Consider the following 18,770-nt stretch of genomic DNA (forward strand, 5'->3'; position numbering starts at 1 on the left):
TTTTTTGAATCCAGTGATACTCTAGAAATAAAAATGGCCCCCAAACCTGGAGGCCATTTTTCTCACAGCGTAGGCTGCGTGTGAAATCCCAAAAATCTAGAAAAGTGGGAAAAATCTAGATATTCGTGGGATCCTACAAGCTTAGACGTCAATATTCCGCGCAATCAGCGCATTACCCTCAATGAACTGCCTGCGCGGCTCCACCTCGTCGCCCATCAGGGTGGTGAACACGTCGTCCGCGCCCATCACGTCTTCGATGCGCACCTTGAGCAGGCGGCGCACGGTCGGGTCCATGGTGGTTTCCCACAGCTGTTCCGGGTTCATCTCGCCCAGGCCTTTGTAGCGCTGGATGTTCATGCCCTTTTTCACCTCGGCCAGCAGCCAGTCCAGCGCTTCGCCAAATTCGGCTACCGGTTTGACGGTTTCGCCGCGTTTGACGTGGGCGCCTTCGCGCAGTAGGCCGCCCAGCAGGTGGCCGGTCTTTTTCAGCTCGGCGTAGTCGCCGCTGTCCAGGAAGTTCTGGTCCAGCACGGTCACCAGCACGTTGCCGTGCAGCTTGCGGATGATCTTCACCAGGTGGCCGTCGTTCTTTTCATCGCGCAGCAGTTGCAGCTCGATGGTGTCGGCGGACAGGTGCTTGTTCAGCGCGGTCACGGTGGCGTCGGCTTGCTGTTGGCTTTCCAGCGACAGCGGGCCGGTTTTGAGCATGGCTTCCAGCACCAGCGGGTCGATGACGCGGCTTTCGCGTTCCATCACCGCGCGGGCCAGCAGGAACTGGCGGGCGATCTCGCCCAGGGTTTCGCCGGACAGCGGGGCTTCGCCTTCGGCCGGGATTAGCTCGGCTTTTTCCAGCGCCAGTTGCAGCAGGTACTGGTTCAGTTCGCCGTCGTCTTTCAGATAGCGTTCTTGCTTGCCGTGCTTGGCCTTGTACAGCGGCGGCTGGGCGATGTAGATGTGGCCGCGCTCTACCAGCTCGGTCATCTGGCGGTAGAAGAAGGTGAGCAGCAGGGTGCGGATGTGCGCGCCGTCCACGTCGGCATCGGTCATGATGATGATGCGGTGGTAGCGCAGCTTGTCCGGGTTGTACTCGTCCTTACCGATGCCGCAGCCCATGGCGGTGATCAGGGTGGCCACTTCCTGGCTTTGCAGCATCTTGTCGAAGCGGGCGCGTTCCACGTTGAGAATCTTGCCCTTCAGCGGCAGGATGGCCTGGAATTTGCGGTCGCGGCCTTGCTTGGCGGAGCCGCCGGCGGAGTCGCCCTCCACCAGGTACAGTTCGCACAGCGACGGGTCTTTTTCCTGACAGTCGGCCAGCTTGCCGGGTAGGCCCAGGCCGTCCATCACGCCCTTGCGGCGGGTGATTTCGCGGGCTTTGCGCGCGGCCTCGCGGGCGCGGGCGGCTTCCACGATCTTGCCGCAGATGATCTTGGCGTCGTTGGGGTTTTCCAGCAGATAGGTTTTCAGCGCTTCGCTGACCACTTCGTTCACCACCGGGCCGATTTCGCTGGAAACCAATTTATCTTTGGTCTGGCTGGAGAACTTGGGGTCCGGCAGCTTGACGGACAGCACGCAGGTCAAGCCTTCGCGCATGTCGTCGCCGGTGGTGTCCACCTTGGCCTTCTTGGCGGCTTCGGTTTCTTCGATGAACTGGTTCAGCGTGCGGGTCATCACCTGGCGCAGCGCGGTCATGTGGGCGCCGCCGTCCCGCTGGGGGATGTTGTTGGTGAAGCACTGGACGTTCTCTTGATAAGAGTCGTTCCACTGCATCGCCACTTCCACCGTCATGCCGTCTTTCTCGCCCAGGCCGTAAAAGGTCTTGGGGTGCAGCACGTTCTTGTTGCGGTTCATGTACTCGACGAAGCCGGCCACGCCGCCGGAGAAGGCGAAGTTTTCTTCCTTGCCGCTGCGCTTGTCGATCAGCTGGATGCCCACGCCCTGGTTGAGGAACGAGAGTTCGCGGATGCGCTTGGCCAGGATGTCGAAGTGGAATTCGATGTGGCCGAAGGTTTCCACGCTGGCGAAGAAGGTGACCTCGGTGCCGCGGTGGCTGGTATGGCCGGTGACGGTGAGCGGGGCCACCGCGTCGCCGCGGCGGAATTCCATTTCATGCACCTTGCCGTCGCGCCAGATCTTCAGCTTCAGCCAGTCGGACAGCGCGTTCACCACCGACACGCCCACGCCGTGCAGGCCGCCGGAGATCTTGTAGCTGTTGCTGTCGAATTTGCCGCCGGCGTGCAGGATGGTCATGATCACTTCCGCCGCCGACCGCCCTTCTTCCGGGTGGATGTCGGTGGGAATGCCGCGGCCGTTGTCTTCCACGGAAACGGAGTTGTCCGGATTGATGGTGACCTTGATGGTGTCGGCATGGCCGGCCAGCGCCTCGTCAATGGCGTTGTCCAGCACTTCAAACACCATGTGGTGCAAGCCGGTGCCGTCCTGGGTGTCGCCAATATACATGCCGGGGCGCTTGCGCACCGCATCCAGGCCTTTAAGCACCTTGATACTGTCCGCGCCGTATTCTTGTTCGCTCATACTCAAACCTTCCAAATGGCGGCGGCTGCGCCGTGAGGCGGGCCGCGCCGGTCATTCTTGAGAGCCGTCCGCCCGGGGGGGCGGGGGCTCTTTAACCCGGTGGGCGGCTGGGCCGCCCGCTCCGTCGCTACATCAGATGCGCATCGGCATCACGATGTACTTGAAGTTGCTGACGTCCGGAATGGTGAACAGCGCGCTGCGGTTGGAATCGCCAAACGCCAGCTGCAGGGTGTCGGCCGGCAGATTGGTCAGCACGTCCAGCAGGTAATTGATGTTGAAGCCGATTTCCAGGGTGCCGCCCTGGAAGGCGATTTCCAGTTCTTCCTCGGCTTCTTCCTGTTCGCTGTTGGTGCACAGGATGGACATCTTGCCCGGGGCCAGCACCAGGCGCACGCCGCGGAACTTCTCGTTGGCCAGAATGGCGGCGCGCTGCAGCGCGTGCAGGAATTCCAGGCGTTCGATCAGGAAGATCTTTTCGTTGTCCAGCGGGATTACGCGGTTGTAGTCGGGGAACTTGCCGTCCACCACCTTGCTGATGATCACGGTGGCGCCGAAGCTGAAGCGCACCTGGTTGGCCAGCACTTCGATCTTGATCTCGTCGTCGCTGTCTTGCAGCAGCTTGTACAGCTCGATGATGGTCTTGCGCGGCAGGATCACCTCGGCCTTGGGCAGGGTGGCGGTGACGTCGGCGCTGGCGAAGGCCAGGCGGTGGCCGTCGGTGGCCACCAGGCGCACCTGGTTGCCGTCGGTCTGCATCAAGAGGCCGTTGAGGTAATAACGGATGTCCTGCACCGCCATCGAATACTGCACCTGGGAGATCAGGCGCTTCAGCTCGCGCTGGGACAGCGAGAAGCTGGATTCGCCGGCGCTGCCCACCGACAGCAGCGGAAAGTCTTCCGCCGGCAGGGTTTGCAGGTTGAAGCGGCTCTTGCCGGCCTTCAGCACCAGGCGGCCGCCGTCCAGCTGTTCCAGCGTGACGGTGGCGTTGCCGGGGATGGCGCGCAGGATGTCCTGCAGCTTCTTGGCCGAGGTGGTGAGGCGGAAATCCTCGCCCGGCAGCTCGTCGCTGCTGGCGGTGGTGATCTGGATTTCCAGGTCGGTGGCCAAAAAGCCTACCTGTCCGCCCTTTTTCTCGATCAGGACGTTGGACAGGATGGGCAGCGTGTGACGACGCTCGACAATGCCGGTGACTGCCAGCAAGGGCTTGAGCAGGGCATCGCGTTCGGCTTGCAGGATCAGCATGTGGCGGGCTCCCAATGAATGGTGAAGAGTCGGATCATGGTTTTAATTGCGCAGCATGGCCAGCAGCGCTTCGTAATCGTGGGCGATGTCGGCGTCGTTGGCGCGCATCTCGTTGATTGTCTTGCAGGCGTGCAGCACCGTGGTGTGGTCGCGGCCGCCGAAGGCGTCGCCGATATTGGGCAAGGACAGCTGGGTCAGCTCCTTGGCCAGGGCCATCGCCACCTGGCGCGGGCGGGCGATGTCGCGCGAACGCTTCTTGCTGTGCATGTCGGACAGCTTGATCTTGTAGTACTCGGCCACCGTCTTCTGGATGGCGTCCACCGTCACCTGGCGGTTGCCGGCGGCCAGGATGTCCTTCAGCGCTTCTTTCACCAGCTCCAGCGTGATGTTCTGGTTGGTGAAGCGGGCGTAGGCCACCACGCGCTTGAGCGCGCCTTCCAGCTCGCGGACGTTGGAGCGCACGTTCTGGGCGATGAAGAACGCCACGTTGTGCTCCAGCTTGATGCTGTCGGCCTCGGCCTTCTTCATCAGAATGGCCACGCGCATCTCCAGCTCCGGCGGCTGGATTTCCACGGTCAGGCCCCAGGAGAAGCGCGAGATCAGCCGCTCTTCCATGCCTTCTATCTGCTTGGGGTAGCTGTCACAGGTCATGATCACCTGCTTGCCGCCCTCGATCAGCGCGTTGAAGGCGTAGAAGAATTCTTCCTGGGTGCGGTTCTTGCCGGCGAAGAACTGGATGTCGTCAATCAGCAACAGGTCCAGCGAGTGGTAGTAGCGCTTGAATTCATCAAAGGCCTTGTGCTGGTAGGCGCGCATGATGTCGGCCACGTAGCGTTCGGCGTGGATGTAGCGGATCTTGGCCTGCGGGTTCTTCTGGAACACGTGGTTGCCGATCGCCTGGATCAAGTGAGTCTTGCCCAGGCCCACGCCGCCGTAGACGAACAGCGGGTTGTAAGCCTGGTCGCCCGGATTCTCGGCGATCTGCATCGCTGCGGCGCGCGCCAGCTGGTTGCCCTTGCCGGTCACCAGCGTGTCGAAGGTGAAGGACGGATTCAGGCGCGTGCTTTCATGGCTGCCGCCAATGGCCTTCACCGCCGCCTGTTTGGCGGGCGACGGCGCGGCCGGGGCGCTGGCCGCGGTCTTGGCCGGCTCCTTGGCCCTGGGCTGGCTGCTGCTGGCTACCGGGGCGGCGGGGCGCGAGCTGGGCGCGCCCAGGCGCAGCTCCACCGGCAGCTCGCCCACCAGTTCAACGGCCAGTTCCTCGATGCGCGGCAGGAAGCGGTCTTTGATGAACTGCATGATGAAGCGGTTCGGTGCGAACAGCGCAATGCCTTCGTCGCCGGCTTCGGCGGTCAGCGGCTTGATCCAGGTGTTGAACTGTTGCGAAGACAGTTCGGCCTCCAGGCGGGCTAGGCACGCAGGCCAGAATTGATCCAGTTCAGTCATTACATACCAAGTGAAAGCGAAAAACCCGCTGCCGGCGCATGGCTTGCAACAGCGGGAAATGCCGCACGCGGCGCGCGTTTCGCGCGCGCGAACGACGGAATGTTCGGCATGGGAGCGGCCGACGGGCTGCGGTGTTTCGAACGCGGCGGGCTGGAGAGCCCCGGAGTGCGTTCATTTGTTGTGCAGCCGATCGGCAACGGTAAACCTAGACATTCTAACGGTTTTTTGCAAAGTTATCCACAGGGGTGGAGAAAATTCCTCGTTGACAAAGCGGCGAATATCTAGTCAAATCACGCGTTTATTTCCGTTTCGAAACAGGAAACCCATATCATGAAACGTACTTACCAGCCTTCCAATACCCGTCGCAAACGCACTCACGGCTTCCTGGTCCGCATGAAGACCCGTGGCGGCCGCGCCGTCATCGCCGCTCGCCGCGCCAAGGGCCGCAAGAAGCTGGCCGTCTAAGCCCTTGTCGGCTTACCGCTTTCGCCGTGCGCACCGGCTGTTAAAAACGGATGAGTTCTCATCCGTTTTTAGTTTGCGGCAACAGCGCAGCAATGCGTTCTTCCAGGTGTTCGCCCGTCCCAACGGCCTGGACCACGCCCGTGTGGGCCTGGTGGTCGGCAAGAAGGTCGCCAAGCGGGCGGTACGCCGCAACTATATCAAGCGCTGCGTGCGCGAGTGGTTCCGCCTGAACCAGCAAGGTCTGGACGGCGTGGACTACGTGGTGCGCGCCAAGACGGCGTTTACCCGAGAACAGCGCGCCGAAGCTGTAACGGCTTTGCAGGCCTTGTTTGCTAAACTGGCACGATGTCGCGCATCCTCATCCTCCTGATCCGTTTCTACCAGCTGGCTATCAGCCCGTGGTTGGCGCCGCGTTGTCGCTTCCAGCCCACCTGTTCCGGCTACGCGATCGAGGCGGTGAGGAAACACGGCGCGCTCAAGGGCGGCTGTCTGGCCGCCAGGCGCATCTGCCGTTGCCACCCCTGGGGCGGCAGCGGCTATGACCCGGTTCCCTGAACTTTCCGGTATCGAGAAGATGGACTCCAAGCGACTGATAATCTTTGTTCTACTGTCCGTGGGCATCTTGTTTGGGTGGAATGAATATTTCATGCCCAAGCACACCCCGCAGCAGCAAGCGGCCAAGACCCAGGCCACGACCGGCGCCGCCAATAATGTGGCGCAGCCGGCCGACGCCAACAAGCTGACCCGTGGTCAGCGCATCCACGTCAAGACCGATCTGGTCGAGGCAGAGATCGATACCGTGGGCGGCGACCTGCGCTCGCTGAAGCTTCTGAAGCACGGCGCGGCAGAAGACCACAACCAGCCGTTCCAGCTGTTCGAGGACGACGCCAAGCGCACCTACGTAGCCCAGACCGGCCTGGTGGCGGCCAGCAATCCCGCGCTGCCCACCCATAAAACCGTATTCACCGCCGACAAGCCCAGCTACGAGCTGACCGGCGACAAGCTGGAAGTGAAGCTGACCGCGCCGGACGCCAACGGCGTCAAGGTGAGCAAGGTTTACACCTTCAGCAAGAACAGCTACGAAATCGGCGTTCGTTACGACATCGTGAACGGCGGCGCCGCGCCGCTGGCCCCCACCGCCTACTACCGCCTGCTGCGCGACAGCCAGGCGCCGGAAGGCGAAGGCCGCATGGCTCACACCTACACCGGTCCGGCCGTGTACACCTCGGAGCACAAGTTCCAGAAGGTGAGTTTCGACGATCTGGCCAAGGGCAAGGGCGACTACGCCAAGACCACCACCGACGGCTGGGTGGCGATGGTGCAGCACTACTTCATGTCCGCCTGGATCCTGAAGCCGCTGGACGGCGCCTCGGTCTGCAAGGACGAGCGTTCCTGCCGCTTCGAGCTGAAGGAAACCGCCGGCCTGAACTCCGCCGCCGCGCTGGTGGACTACGCCACCGTCGCGCCGGGCAAGAGCCTGAGCGTGTCCGTGCCGCTGTTCGCCGGTCCGGAAGAGTACAGCATCATCTCCAAACTGGCCGACGGCATGGAATACGCCAAGGACTTCGGCATCTTCTACATCTTCGCCTCGCCGCTGTTCTGGCTGCTGGTGAAACTGCACGCGCTGGTGAGCAACTGGGGCTGGGCGATCGTGCTGCTGACGCTGACCGTAAAGGCGGTGTTCTACCCGCTGACCGCTGCGTCCTACCGCTCGATGGCCAAGATGAAGGCCCTGGCGCCGCGTCTGGAGCGCCTGAAGGCGCAGCATGGCGACGACCGCATGAAGTTCCAGCAGGCGGTGATGGAGATGTACAAGACCGAGAAGGTCAATCCGCTGGGCGGCTGCCTGCCCATGCTGATCCAGATCCCGGTGTTCATCGGCCTGTACTGGGCGCTGCTGGCTTCCGTGGAACTGCGCGGCGCGCCGTGGATTCTGTGGTACACCGACTTGGCCCGCCCGGACCCGTACTACATCCTGCCGGTGATCATGGCCGGCACCATGTTCCTGCAGACTTTCCTGAACCCGCCGCCGGCCGACCCGATGCAGGCGAAGATGATGAAGATCATGCCGCTGGCCTTCTCCGCGCTGTTCTTCTTCTTCCCGGCCGGCCTGGTGCTGTACTACGTGGTCAACAACGTGCTGTCGATGACCCAGCAATGGTTCATCAACAAGCAGATCGAAAAGAGCAACAAGGCCGCGCTGCAATCCTGAGCGCCCCGTCCGAATTGCTGATCGAACCCGGCCACTGGCCGGGTTTTTTGCTGGATAATTGAACAGGAGCAGCTAACAGAGCCCCTGATCCTGCGTTGCGCCTCCTTGCCGTACCATGTGTGCTGTCTGCGTCGGCGCGCCTTGGCTCAGGTGCTCTGTTAGCCGCTCTAAATGAATTCGCCGCGGGCATGAAGCCGGCGCGGAGCATGAGCGCAAGGCGGCCTGCCCCCTCTCCCTTCGGGGGCGAGGGGCGATGCCGACTCTTGATGCCCGATGTCCGCCCGTGTGCCAGCCCGCCGTCCGCGGCCAAGCATCGAAGGAATGCCGATGAACCTCAGCTACACCCCCGCCACCATCTGCGCCGTCGCCACCGCTCCCGGACGCGGCGGCGTCGGCGTGATCCGCGTCTCCGGCAAGGACCTGCTGCCGTTCGCGCAGGCCATCACCAATGGCAAGACGCCCAAGCCGCGTTACGCCACCTACACCGACTTCTTCGACGGCCACGGCCAGGCGCTGGACAACGGCCTGCTGCTGTTCTTCCCCGGACCCAACAGCTTCACCGGCGAGGACGTGATCGAGCTGCAGGGCCACGGCGGGCCGGTGGTGCTGAAGATGCTGCTGTCGCGCTGCGTGGAGCTGGGTGCGCGGCTGGCCGAGCCGGGCGAATTCACCAAGCGGGCCTTCCTCAACGACAAGCTGGACCTGGCCCAGGCCGAGAGCGTGGCCGATCTGATCGACGCCAGCAGCGAAACGGCGGCCAAAAGCGCGCTGAAATCGTTGAAGGGCGCGTTCTCGCGCGAAGTGCACGGCCTGGTGGACGAGCTGATCAACCTGCGCATGCTGGTGGAGGCGACGCTGGACTTTCCGGAAGAGGAGATCGACTTCCTCAAGCAAGCCGACGCCATCGGCCGCCTGCGCCGCCTGCGCGGGCACCTGGTGGGGGTGCAGGCCACCGCCAAGCAGGGCGCCATCCTGCGCGAGGGCATGCACGTGGTGCTGGTGGGCCAGCCCAATGTCGGCAAGTCCAGCTTGATGAACGCGCTGGCCGGCGACGACATTGCCATCGTGACGGATATCGCCGGCACCACCCGCGACACGGTGCGCGAGGAGATCGTCATCGACGGCGTGCCGGTGCACGTGATCGACACCGCCGGCCTGCGCGACACCGACGACGTGGTGGAGAAGATAGGCATCGAGCGCACTTGGCAGGCGGTGGAGCGCGCCGATCTGGCGCTGCTGCTGGTGGACAGCCGCGAAGGCTTGACCGCCGAAGTGCAGGCGATCCTGGAGCGGCTGCCGCCGGCGCTGCCGCGGGTGCAGGTCTTCAACAAGGTGGACCTGTCCGGCGAGGCCGCCGGCCTGACCGTGCAGGACGGCCACCCGCTGGTGCGCCTGTCCGCCCGCACGCTGGATGGCGTGGACGTTCTCAAGGCCAAGCTGCTGGAAATGATAGGCTACAGCGGCGCCGACGAAGGCGTGTTCCTGGCGCGTCAACGCCACCTGGACGCCATCGCCCGCGCGGCCGATCACCTGGAACTGGCGGAAGCAGACTGGGAGCAGGTGGAAATCTTCGCCGAAGAGCTGCGGATGGCGCAGAACGCGCTGTCCGAGATCACCGGCGAGTTCAGCGCCGACGATCTGCTGGGCGTGATCTTCTCGCGCTTCTGCATCGGCAAGTAGTCCGGCCCTTCTTGTCTCTCCGGCATGCGCCGGAATTGCGAAAAGCCCCGCTTCAGCGGGGCTTTTATTTTCGGGCTTCGCGTTCATGGCGCGGGGTTTGCGGGGCATGGATGCAAACGGGGCATCGCTGATCATCCCGATGCGCTGCGCGCCATGCCCGGATCGGAGACGGCGGCATTGGTAATAGCCTTGACCATATATTTTATGCGGCAAAATAAGATATAGTTTGTCATTGAGAATGACATTGTTGTTTTGGTTTAACTAATCTTTGTTAGTTATTTCCGAGTGCGTCCTGTGTTTTGAATTGCCGGTACTGGAGTTTGTGCTAGCGGATGGGCTTGGAAATGAGAGGGAGTGGTGATGAAGAGAATCTTATGGGGATTGCTCAGCCTGTTGCTGCTGAGTGGCAATGGTTGGGCGGAGAGCAATCCCGTTATTTTAACCGTTTCCGGGAAGATTGGAGTATTTACAAATAAAGACAAGACAGCATACGCTTTCAGGGTCAAAGATTTTCAGGCGCTAAAGCAGCACGACGTTGTGACGAAAACCAGCTGGACGCCGGTTTCAACTTTTTCCGGCCCGCTGATGCGAGATATCTTGGCGAAAGTTGGCGCAACGGGATCGAAGGTTAAATTTCAGGCATTGAATGACTACGCGTACTCAATCGATAGGCGGGAATTTGATAAATATAATGTCATTCTGGCCCGGTCCATGAATAAAAAACAGCTGGAAGTGAAAGAGCGGGGGCCGCTGTGGATCATGTATCCGATTGCCGATATGCCTAGCGCCGCGAAGGGGCCGCAGCTGGATGCCAAGCTGGTTTGGCAAGTTGATCGCATTGTAGTCTATTGATCCATTGCAAGGTGGATGCCTGAGCGCGTGAGGGTGCGGTGAGAAATAAAGCATGGATGACTGTCAAGAGCATTCCCCCGGTATTCATACTGGTTTTTTTTGTCGCCGCTGCGAGCATTTATATTGCCATTGAACGGCATGTCGTCACTAAAAAGTTTGAGGGGAAGAACGAGGATTTGTACTGGACGGTTGCCCAGCTACAAATCGAGTTGGAGCGCTCGCGCGCGGAGCTGGTTCGTCTGAAGGCGGGCGAGCTGACCATCGATCAGGCCAACCTTAGGCTGGCGGTGGCGAAAAGTCGATTCCTCGACTTTGTCACCCCCTCCAGCGTGCATGGCTTATTGAGCTCGGTTGAAGGATTTCATGGCGTTTCTAAGTTGCTGAAGAAGTTTTTCCGCGATGAAAATATTGCTTTGGTCAACCGCTCGTCCGCGCAGAATTACATTGATCAGATCGACGAAATTCGTCCCTTTCTCTCCGAGTTTGCCGTTCAGTCCCGGGTATCTGAAGTGGATAAGGATTTGGCCCGTAGTCAAAGGCTTGCCTCCGCGCTGTGGTTTGCCCTATGGGCTGGGGTCGGCATCATTGTCCTGATTCTCTTGTATCGTTATTACGCGGCGCGCCGCGACGTGGCGGCCCGGCAGGCTTTATTGGAGAAAGAGCGGGCGGCGCATAAGGCAACGGTTTCCGCCGAGCTGGACAGAACCACCTTTCTGGCTACGATCAGCCATGAGATACGCTCTCCGCTGCAAACAATGCAAGTCTGCGTAGAGTTGATCGAATTCGAAGTGCCTCCCGCAGGTAAAATGCATGCGACGCTGATGCGCTTGAAGAGCAGCATGACGCATTTGTTGACCCAGGTTCGAGACATCATGGATATCTCGGCAATCAACAATATGCAGTTCCGCTTGCACCCGGAAGATGTGAATGTCGAGACCGTCTTGCACGAAGCGATTGAAGCGCATCGGGTCCAATTGGAAAACAAGGGACTGAAACTGGAAGTTTCAGTGTCTGGCCTGCCTGAAAAAGTCAGGTTGGATGGCAATCGATTGCGGCAAATCGTTGGCAATTTGATCGCGAATGCGATCCGCTATACTGACCATGGCGAGATCGCCGTCATGGCCCGCATCGACTGCGAAGATGATCAGGGGATTCTGCAGATAAGGGTCCGCGACACAGGCATTGGCATTCCCATTGAATTTCAAAGCCGGATTTTCCAGCCCTTCTGCCAAGGCAAGCTGCGTCGGCCGGGCAGCAGCGGTTTGGGTCTAGCGATAGTCAAGGAACTGGTGAGTCTGCTGGGTGGAGAGATCGAACTGACAAGCGAAGAGGGGCAGGGGGCGGAATTCGTTGTCAGGCTGCCGGTGAATATCCAAGAGGGCGGGAGTGAGAGGACGGATTGCATTCTGCTGGTTGAGGATGATGAAAATATAAGCACGCCTTTCGCCGATTGTTTGACGATGAATGGGCATCCCGTTGTTGTGGCAAGCACAGTGAAAGAGGCCTGCCGATATCTTCAGGAAAAAGCCTTCAGCATCATCTTGGTGGATATGCAGCTAGGCAAGGAAAGCGGGTATGACGTTGCGGAGTTTGCCAAGAAAAGCAGAAACAACAAGGCTGCGCCCATCATTGCAATGACGGCTTACCCTGAAGAATATGCCGACTCAAGAGCTGTCTGGTTTGTTGAGCGGCTAGAAAAGCCTTTTGATTTCAATAGGCTGCGGCAAGTTATGAAGCAGCATATGAAATAAAGCATGGTGGGGTTTTGGAGCCAGTTGTCCCGCTCACCGTCTTGCCTTTGTTTGTCAGCGTAGCCAATGCTTATTCTGGCTTAGTTTTATCCACAAGGACGTGATCCTACGATTTTTATCCACAGCTCTGCCTGGAAATGCATTGTCGCTTCAGCCGCGCAAACTGCCACCAAAACCACCGCCCCGGTGGTTTCTTGCTTTCAGGCGCGCAGCGCTGTGGACTGGCCCGGCTCCTGTAGGCATCCCTGCCTTATGAATGGGCTGATGCGGCTTTTGCAACGCGGCGATGAACCTGGGCGGCGGCGCACACCGCTCGTTGGCCATGCCCGCCGATTACCGGTTGGACTTGTACGGAGTGTCGGCCTTATGCACCCAGGCGGCTGGCGCGATTGGGCTGACCTTGCTCGGCGCGGCCTTGCTGCGCTGGATCATGAGCAGGCTGTGGACTGGTATTGGCGTGAGTATCCGAAAGTGTTCGGCGAGCGGCCACGCACCTGATCGCCTTTTTGTCTCAATCCAGATAGTGCTGGGCGTAAGCCCGCCATGGACGCCAAGCATCCATATGCGCTGGAACAGGCATGGGATTGCACTCATCAGGTTCGGCTGCTCGGGGCATGTCGTTTTCTGCGTTTGGGCTCGGTGGGAAAGCATGACTGAGGGAAGGGAAGGCAGGATCAGCGGATGGCAATGGGCATCCGTGCCGGTTCAGCCAGCTGGCGCGATCGCTGGGCGCGGTTTCGTGTTTCCACACACTCTCCGCTACGCTCCAGGCGCCGAGCAGTCGCAAGCCGGGGCGAGCGGCGACACGCTCTGCAAGCATCGGATCTTGCGCTAGATGACGCTCGATGCAGTCTGGGTCGGCGGCGAGGTCCAGCATGGCGCGCAGGCGGGCCAGAATGTCCCCTAGCGCTTGCCATTGGCGGGTTCGTACCGTCACAAGCAGCGCTGGGTGTCGCGTTGGCGTGACGCTCAGCGTGCCAGCGACGCCGCGCCAGCAAAAGACTCGGGCATAGACATCTCCTTGGATAGCTTCAAGCCCCGGGACTACATGAGCCGCCAGTTGCGCCAGCATGTCCGGCCAATCGTAAGGCGGCCGATAGCGCAGCAGCAGGCTGACTTCCCCAGGCGCGTTTTGACAAGCGGATGCATCGCGGCGCAGCTCGCCCGGGGCGCGGCGGTATAGCTGCTGGAATACTTCGTTGAAGCGGCGCACGCTGCCGAAGCCGGCGGCGAAGGCGATGTCGGTCAGCGGCAGCCGCGTTTCGTGGATCAATTGCTTCGCCAACAGCACCCGTCGCGTTTGCGCCACCGTCAGCGGCGAGGCGCCGACGTGTTCGGCGAACAGCCGCCGCAACTGGCGTTCGCCCACGCCCAATTTGTCCACCAGCCCTGCCATGCCGCCATCGTCCAACGCGCCCTGCTCGATCAGCGCCAACGCGCGCGCCACGGTGTGCGAGTGCCCGCTGTTGGCCACGCCGCGCCAAGCGCCGGAATCGGGCGCGGCTTCCGGACGGCAGCGCAGGCAGGGGCGAAAGCCGGCCTCCTGCGCGGCGGCGGCGGAGGGATAGACGGCGATGTTCTCGCGCTTGGCGGTGCGTGCCGGGCAGATCGGGCGGCAGTAGATGCCGGTACTGCGCACGGCGATGAAGAAGCGGCCGTCGAAGCGGGTGTCGCGACTGGCCAATGCGCGATGGCAGAAATCTGGATCGAGTTCCATCGCGCGATGATGCGGGCAACGCGCAGTGCTGGCCAGCGGTTTTCGGACATTAACCCCGGGATGTTGTCTATGGCCGAAAACCGCCAGCCGATGAGTGGCCGCCGAGCGACGATGGCGTCCCATTTCCAACCGGAGTACGCGCCATGATCGCGCCTTTGTCCCGTTTTGAACGCTTCCGCCAATTGAACCTGCAGGGCCGGCTGATGCTGCCCAACGCTTGGGACGCTGCCAGCGCCCGGCTGTTCGAGGCCGCCGGCCATGCGGCTATCGCCACCACCAGCGGCGGCATCGCCTATGCCCGCGGCCTGGGCGACGCCCAGCGCATGGCTCGCGAGGCGATGCTGGGCGAGATCGCCCGTATCGCGGCCAGCGTGGCGGTGCCGGTCAGCGCCGATATCGAGGCGGGTTATGGCCTGGCGCCGGCGGATGTGGCGTTGACGGTGAAAGGCGCGATCGAGGCCGGCGTGGTCGGCATCAATCTGGAGGACAACGGCCACGGGCGGCTGCCGCAACTTTTGTTCGACGCGGCGGCGCAGTGCGAGCGCCTGGCCGCGGCCAGGCAGGCCGCCGGTCAGATGGACGCGCCTCTGTGGATCAATGCCCGCATCGACACCTATCTGCTCGATCTTGGTTTGACGGCGGAGCGGCGGCGGGAGGAGACGCTGGCGCGCGGCAACGCTTATTTGGCTGCCGGGGCCGACATGGTGTTTGTGCCAGGACTAAGCGATGTCGCGGAGGCTGCATGGCTGGCGCAACGTTTGCATGGTCCGCTGAACTTGATGGCGTTGCCGGATGTGGCCGGGGCGGACGCCTGGTTCGACGCCGGCGTGCGGCGCGTTAGCCTGGGCGTGGGGCCGATGCTGGCGGTGATGGGTCTGGTTCGGCGCATGGCCGATGAGGCGATGCAGGGCGAGTGGCCGGCGATGAGTGCGCACAGCTATGGCTTTGCCGAGGCGGAAGCGCTGTTCGCCAGAGGCTGAAAATTTATCCACAACCAGGCCGTTCAACGTCTTTTATCCACAGCATAGTGCGGTCATGGAGCGCAGCTCACGCATGGCGCTGCGGCGTCAGCCATTCTTCCAAGCACTGAAACGCCTGGTCGACGACGATGGCCAGCAGCGCCACCGGCAGCGCGCCCTGGATCACGTAGGCGGTGTTGAAGCCGGACAGGCCGACGATGATGGGCAGGCCCAGCGTGCGCGCGCCGACGGTGGACGCCAGCGCCGCGGTGCCGATATTGATCACCATCGCGGTGCGCACGCCGGCCACGATCACCGGCGCGGCCAGGGGCAGCTCCACCCGCCACAGCATCTGGCGCGGGCTCATGCCGATGCCGCGGGCGGTCTCGCGCGCGTCTTCCGGCACCGATGCCAGGCCGGCCAGCGCGGCGTGGGTGATCGGCAGCAGGCTGTACAGCGCCAGCGCGACCAGCGCCGGCGCGGCGCCGAAGCCGATCAGCGGGACCGTCAGCGCGAGCACCGCCACCGGCGGAAACGATTGGGCGATGGACAGCAGCGTTTCCAACAGCGGGCGGAAATCGCGTCCGGCAGGCCGGCTGGTCCACAGCGCGGCGCTTATCCCCAGCAGGGCCGCCGCGCCGCCGGACAGCGCGACGATGGCCAGATGCGCCAGCAGCAGCTCGCCGAAGCCATCCTGCAGATACAGCGGGCGGTCCAGCTCGGGAAACCAATAGTGGAACAGCGGCGCGCTGCGCGGCAGGGCCAGCAGCAGCGCGGCCAGGGCCAGCGCGCCGGCGATCAGCCCCGCGCGCCGCCTCATGCCGACGAGCCCAGCAGGTCTTCGAAACGCAGCGCGCCCACTTCCGCTCCCGCGGCGTCGATCACCGGCAGCGCCGCCGCGCCCTGCACGATGAAGGCGGACAGCGCTTCGCGCAGCGTGGCGTCGGCGCGCAGGGCGGCGCCGGCGGCGCGCTCGCCCGGGCGCAGCCGATCGGCCACGCGCAACAGCCCCAGCAGCCGCACGCCGGCCTCGTCCGGCTGGAAGAAGCCGCGGACGAAGCCGTTGGCCGGATTCAGCAGGATGTCGCGCGGGCTGCCCTGCTGCTGGATGCGGCCCTGGTCCATCACCGCGATGCGCTGGCCCAGCAACAGCGCCTCGTCGATGTCGTGGGTGACCAGGATGATGGTCTTGCCGGACAGGCGGTGGATGCGGGCCAGCTCCTGCTGCAGGTTGGCGCGGGTCACCGGGTCCAGCGCGCCGAAGGGCTCGTCCATCAGCAGCAGGTCGGGATCGGCCGCCAGCGCCCGGGCCACGCCGACGCGCTGCTGCTGGCCGCCGGACAATTGTTGCGGGTAGCGGCGGCGGAAGTCGGCGGGCAGCCTGAGCAGCGCCAGCAGCTCGTCCACCCGGGCCTGTATTCGCGGGCGCGGCCATTTCAGCAGTTGCGGCACCGCGGCGATGTTCTGCTCGACGGTCCAGTGCGGGAACAGGCCGACGGACTGGATCGCGTAGCCGATATGGCGGCGCAGCAGTTCCGGCGGCTGGGCGCGGATGTCGCGGCCGGCGATGCGGATCTCGCCGCTGTCCGGCTCCAGCAGCCGGTTCAGCATTTTCAGCATGGTGGACTTGCCGGAGCCGGAGGTGCCCACCAACACCGCGAATTCGCCTTCGGCGACGGTCAACGACAGGTCGGCCACCGCGGGCGCGCCGTGGAAGGCTTTGTTGACGTTGGCGATTTCAATCATCGGGGCACGGGCTCCAGCCGGGAGGCCAGCAGTTTGAAGACGGCGTCGCAGCACAGGGTGAGCAGCACGATGGGCAGCACGCCCAGCAGCACCTGGTCCGGCGCGCTGGCTGACAGGCCCTGGAACAGGATGGCCCCGAAGCCGCCGGCGCCGATCAGCGCCGCCACCGCGGCCAGACCCACCGCCTGCACCGTGGTGACGCGCAGGCCGGCGATGAACACCGGCAGCGCCAGCGGCAGTTCCACCCGGCGGAAGATCTGCCACGGCGACATGCCGATGCCGCGCGCGCTGTCGCGGACGGCGGCCGGCACCTGGTGCAGCGCGGCCAGCGTGCCGTGGGTCATCGGCAGCAGCGAGTACAGCGTCAGCGCGGTCACGGCCGGCGCCAGGCCGACGCCGGCGATGCCCGATTGCGGCCACAGCCGTCCCAGCCAGGCCAGCGGCGCGATCAGCAGCGCGAACAAAGCCAGCGAGGGAATGGTCTGCAAGGTGTTCAGGATCGGGAACAGCCAGGCTTCAGCGCGCGGCCGGCGGAAGGCGGCCAGCCCCAGCGCCGCGCCCAGCAGCGCGGCCGGCAGCACAGACAGGCTCACTAGTTGCAGATGGCGCAGCAGCGCCTGGCTGAACGCGTCGGGATCGTTATGGTATTCGCGCAGCAGCGCCAGCGCGTCCAATCGGCCGGCTGCCAGCAGCGCCAAGGCCGGCAGGCAGCCGGCGCACGCTATGAGCGCGCGGGCGGGCGGACTCAGGGCCAGGCCGCGCAGCGATTCGGCCAGTTGCAGGCAGGCGGCCAGCTGCAGCAGCCAGAAACCGGCTCCGAAGGCGGTGCGGGCCAGCGAGTCGGAATCGCCCCCTCCCAGCCGCGCGGCCTCGACGCCGGCCAGCAGCAACAGCCCGTTGGCCAGCAGGACGGCGCACAAGGCCAGCAGGCCGCGCAGCCGGCGCGACGGGCGCAGCCACGGCGACAGCAGCAAAGGCAGCGCCGGAACGATCAGCCAGAAGGCGCCGGGCAGCGCCGGAAGGCGCAAGCCCTGGCCGCTGAGTAGGCGGTTGGGGGCGTGGCTGAGCAGCGGGCTGCATAGGCCGGCCAGCAGCAGCAGCGCCAATGCCAGCTGCACCCGGTTATGCAGCCGCATCAGGCGGGCGTCCGCGGCGTCACTTGATGAAGCCCTTGCGCTTCAGGTAGCCGGCCGCCACCTGGCGCGCGTTGCGGCCTTCCAGCGCGATGCTGGCGTTGAGTTTCTGCAAGGTCGCTTCGTCCAGCGACTGGAACACCGGCTTGAGCCAGGCGGCGATCTCGGGATGGCGGGCCAGCGCGTCGGCGCGGATGATGGGCGTCGGCGCGTACACCGGCTGCACGCCCTGGGGATCGGCCAGCGCGACCAGGCCCAGCCCGGCCACCGGGCCGTCGGTGCCGTAGGCCATCGCCGCGTTGACGCCGGATGTCTGCTCGGCCGCGGCCTTGATGGTGGCCGAGGTGTCGCCGCCGGCCAGCGCCAGCAGCTGATCCTGGCGCAGCTTGAAGCCGTAGGCGTTCTGGAAGGCGGGCAGCGCGTCCGGCCGTTCGATGAACTCCGCCGAGGCGGCCAGCTTGAAGCGGCCGCCGCGGCCCAGCCAGGCGCCCAGGTCGGCCAGCGATTGCAGGCGATTGGCGGCGGCCACGTCGCGGCGCACGGCGATGGTCCAGGTGTTGTTGGCCGGCGCCGGCGCCAGCCAGACGATGCGGTTCTTGTCGTAATCCAGCTGCTTGACGCGCTGGTAGCCGGCGGCGGCGGATTTCCACGCCGGGTTCTTTTCGTCGGAGAAGAAGAAGGCGCCGTTGCCGGTGTATTCGGGATAGATGTCGATTTCGCCGGCGGCGATGGCGGTGCGCACCACCTTGGTGTTGCCCAGCGACAGCCGGCCCTCGGTCTTCACGCCGTGGGCCTGCAGCACTTGCTGGATGATATTGCCCAGCAATGCGCCCTCGGTGTCTATCTTGGAGCCGACGCGGACGGCGTCGGCCGCGCCGGCGGCGGAGGCCAGCAGGATGCCGGCCAGCAGCGCGGCGAAGCGGGACATGCGGTTTGACATGGATTTTCCCCGTGGCGGACCGGCCGCGCTCGCAGCCGCGCATGATGACGATGGCGTTCACTATACCGTCCATCGCGCGGCGGCGGCCAGCGCCG

The 18,770-nt window shown here is 63.6% G+C and carries 16 protein-coding genes; 8 read left to right on the forward strand and 8 right to left on the reverse strand.

Features of this window, described 5'->3' with window-relative positions; all coding sequences use genetic code 11:
- Nucleotides 1-141: 141 nt before the first annotated feature.
- The 3 genes from gyrB to dnaA all read right to left on the reverse strand — a co-directional run bounded on the left by gyrB (nt 142) and on the right by dnaA (nt 5,220).
- Entirely contained in the window at nt 142-2,532 is a 2,391-nt protein-coding gene (gyrB, locus tag BKX93_RS15325; RefSeq protein ID WP_070980489.1) for a DNA topoisomerase (ATP-hydrolyzing) subunit B, read from the reverse strand.
- Between the two features lie 132 nt (nt 2,533-2,664).
- Nucleotides 2,665-3,774 carry a DNA polymerase III subunit beta gene (gene dnaN / locus BKX93_RS15330; RefSeq protein WP_046155229.1) on the reverse strand — a complete coding sequence of 370 codons (1,110 nt, stop codon included), beginning with the start codon at nt 3,772-3,774 and terminating at the stop codon, nt 2,665-2,667.
- Nucleotides 3,775-3,816: 42 nt separating this feature from the next.
- A complete protein-coding gene (gene dnaA / locus BKX93_RS15335; RefSeq protein WP_046155228.1) occupies nt 3,817-5,220 on the reverse strand; it encodes a chromosomal replication initiator protein DnaA in 1,404 nt (467 codons plus the stop codon).
- Between the two features lie 330 nt (nt 5,221-5,550).
- Here dnaA and rpmH point away from each other — a divergent pair, with 330 nt between their 5' ends.
- The 7 genes from rpmH to BKX93_RS15370 all read left to right on the forward strand — a co-directional run bounded on the left by rpmH (nt 5,551) and on the right by BKX93_RS15370 (nt 12,180).
- A complete protein-coding gene (gene rpmH, locus BKX93_RS15340; RefSeq protein WP_021477546.1) occupies nt 5,551-5,685 on the forward strand; it encodes a 50S ribosomal protein L34 in 135 nt (44 codons plus the stop codon).
- Between the two features lie 4 nt (nt 5,686-5,689).
- Nucleotides 5,690-6,055, forward strand: a complete 366-nt coding sequence (gene rnpA, locus BKX93_RS15345; RefSeq protein ID WP_011137952.1) for a ribonuclease P protein component — start codon at nt 5,690-5,692, stop codon at nt 6,053-6,055.
- The gene (gene yidD / locus BKX93_RS15350) at nt 6,031-6,240 is read left to right on the forward strand and encodes a membrane protein insertion efficiency factor YidD (protein WP_021477548.1); all 210 of its coding nucleotides are present in this window, start codon (nt 6,031-6,033) and stop codon (nt 6,238-6,240) included. The genes rnpA and yidD overlap by 25 nt, the downstream gene beginning before the upstream one ends.
- A gap of 19 nt (nt 6,241-6,259) precedes the next feature.
- Nucleotides 6,260-7,897 carry a membrane protein insertase YidC gene (gene yidC / locus BKX93_RS15355; protein WP_046155227.1) on the forward strand — a complete coding sequence of 546 codons (1,638 nt, stop codon included), beginning with the start codon at nt 6,260-6,262 and terminating at the stop codon, nt 7,895-7,897.
- Between the two features lie 327 nt (nt 7,898-8,224).
- Entirely contained in the window at nt 8,225-9,577 is a 1,353-nt protein-coding gene (gene mnmE, locus BKX93_RS15360) for a tRNA uridine-5-carboxymethylaminomethyl(34) synthesis GTPase MnmE (RefSeq protein WP_046168518.1), read from the forward strand.
- A 360-nt stretch (nt 9,578-9,937) separates the two neighbouring features.
- Nucleotides 9,938-10,429: a putative pterin-binding protein gene (locus tag BKX93_RS15365; protein ID WP_070980490.1), complete on the forward strand. Its 492-nt coding sequence runs from the start codon at nt 9,938-9,940 to the stop codon at nt 10,427-10,429.
- Nucleotides 10,430-10,485: 56 nt separating this feature from the next.
- Entirely contained in the window at nt 10,486-12,180 is a 1,695-nt protein-coding gene (locus BKX93_RS15370; RefSeq protein WP_070980492.1) for an ATP-binding response regulator, read from the forward strand.
- Between the two features lie 511 nt (nt 12,181-12,691).
- On the opposite strand, the gene BKX93_RS15375 is transcribed toward BKX93_RS15370, so the two are convergent.
- Nucleotides 12,692-14,020: a bifunctional transcriptional activator/DNA repair enzyme AdaA gene (locus tag BKX93_RS15375; RefSeq protein ID WP_222103261.1), complete on the reverse strand. Its 1,329-nt coding sequence runs from the start codon at nt 14,018-14,020 to the stop codon at nt 12,692-12,694.
- 20 nt (nt 14,021-14,040) lie between these two features.
- On the opposite strand from BKX93_RS15375, the gene BKX93_RS15380 reads away from it, so the two are divergent.
- Nucleotides 14,041-14,877 carry an isocitrate lyase/PEP mutase family protein gene (locus BKX93_RS15380; protein WP_070980496.1) on the forward strand — a complete coding sequence of 279 codons (837 nt, stop codon included), beginning with the start codon at nt 14,041-14,043 and terminating at the stop codon, nt 14,875-14,877.
- A 67-nt stretch (nt 14,878-14,944) separates the two neighbouring features.
- Here the strand turns inward: BKX93_RS15380 and BKX93_RS15385 are convergent, their stop codons facing one another.
- Genes BKX93_RS15385 through osmF form a run of 4 tightly spaced genes read right to left on the reverse strand, consistent with a single transcriptional unit; the run spans nt 14,945 to nt 18,675 of the window.
- Nucleotides 14,945-15,676, reverse strand: a complete 732-nt coding sequence (locus BKX93_RS15385) for an ABC transporter permease (RefSeq protein ID WP_070980498.1) — start codon at nt 15,674-15,676, stop codon at nt 14,945-14,947.
- A complete protein-coding gene (locus tag BKX93_RS15390) occupies nt 15,673-16,602 on the reverse strand; it encodes an ABC transporter ATP-binding protein (RefSeq protein ID WP_070980500.1) in 930 nt (309 codons plus the stop codon). Before BKX93_RS15390 ends, BKX93_RS15385 begins: the two co-directional genes overlap by 4 nt.
- Complete coding sequence (locus BKX93_RS15395) at nt 16,599-17,738, reverse strand: ABC transporter permease (RefSeq protein ID WP_070980501.1); 1,140 nt, start codon at nt 17,736-17,738, stop codon at nt 16,599-16,601. The genes BKX93_RS15390 and BKX93_RS15395 overlap by 4 nt, the downstream gene beginning before the upstream one ends.
- Before the next feature lie 19 nt (nt 17,739-17,757).
- A complete protein-coding gene (gene osmF / locus BKX93_RS15400; RefSeq protein WP_046155219.1) occupies nt 17,758-18,675 on the reverse strand; it encodes a glycine betaine ABC transporter substrate-binding protein OsmF in 918 nt (305 codons plus the stop codon).
- Between the last annotated feature and the right edge of the window lie 95 nt (nt 18,676-18,770).

Origin of the sequence: Chromobacterium vaccinii (assembly GCF_001855275.1) — a bacterium.
GTDB lineage: Bacteria > Pseudomonadota > Gammaproteobacteria > Burkholderiales > Chromobacteriaceae > Chromobacterium > Chromobacterium vaccinii.

Coding starts and splice junctions, on each gene's coding strand:
- osmF (WP_046155219.1), bottom strand. CDS start 18,675: ATGTCAAACCGCATGTCCCGCTTCGCCGCGCTGCTGGCCGGCATCCTG.
- rpmH (WP_021477546.1), top strand. CDS start 5,551: ATGAAACGTACTTACCAGCCTTCCAATACCCGTCGCAAACGCACTCAC.
- yidC (WP_046155227.1), top strand. CDS start 6,260: ATGGACTCCAAGCGACTGATAATCTTTGTTCTACTGTCCGTGGGCATC.
- BKX93_RS15370 (WP_070980492.1), top strand. CDS start 10,486: ATGACTGTCAAGAGCATTCCCCCGGTATTCATACTGGTTTTTTTTGTC.
- BKX93_RS15380 (WP_070980496.1), top strand. CDS start 14,041: ATGATCGCGCCTTTGTCCCGTTTTGAACGCTTCCGCCAATTGAACCTG.
- BKX93_RS15375 (WP_222103261.1), bottom strand. CDS start 14,020: ATGGGACGCCATCGTCGCTCGGCGGCCACTCATCGGCTGGCGGTTTTC.
- mnmE (WP_046168518.1), top strand. CDS start 8,225: ATGAACCTCAGCTACACCCCCGCCACCATCTGCGCCGTCGCCACCGCT.
- dnaA (WP_046155228.1), bottom strand. CDS start 5,220: ATGACTGAACTGGATCAATTCTGGCCTGCGTGCCTAGCCCGCCTGGAG.
- BKX93_RS15365 (WP_070980490.1), top strand. CDS start 9,938: ATGAAGAGAATCTTATGGGGATTGCTCAGCCTGTTGCTGCTGAGTGGC.
- BKX93_RS15390 (WP_070980500.1), bottom strand. CDS start 16,602: ATGATTGAAATCGCCAACGTCAACAAAGCCTTCCACGGCGCGCCCGCG.
- yidD (WP_021477548.1), top strand. CDS start 6,031: ATGTCGCGCATCCTCATCCTCCTGATCCGTTTCTACCAGCTGGCTATC.
- BKX93_RS15395 (WP_070980501.1), bottom strand. CDS start 17,738: ATGCGGCTGCATAACCGGGTGCAGCTGGCATTGGCGCTGCTGCTGCTG.
- dnaN (WP_046155229.1), bottom strand. CDS start 3,774: ATGCTGATCCTGCAAGCCGAACGCGATGCCCTGCTCAAGCCCTTGCTG.
- gyrB (WP_070980489.1), bottom strand. CDS start 2,532: ATGAGCGAACAAGAATACGGCGCGGACAGTATCAAGGTGCTTAAAGGC.
- BKX93_RS15385 (WP_070980498.1), bottom strand. CDS start 15,676: ATGAGGCGGCGCGCGGGGCTGATCGCCGGCGCGCTGGCCCTGGCCGCG.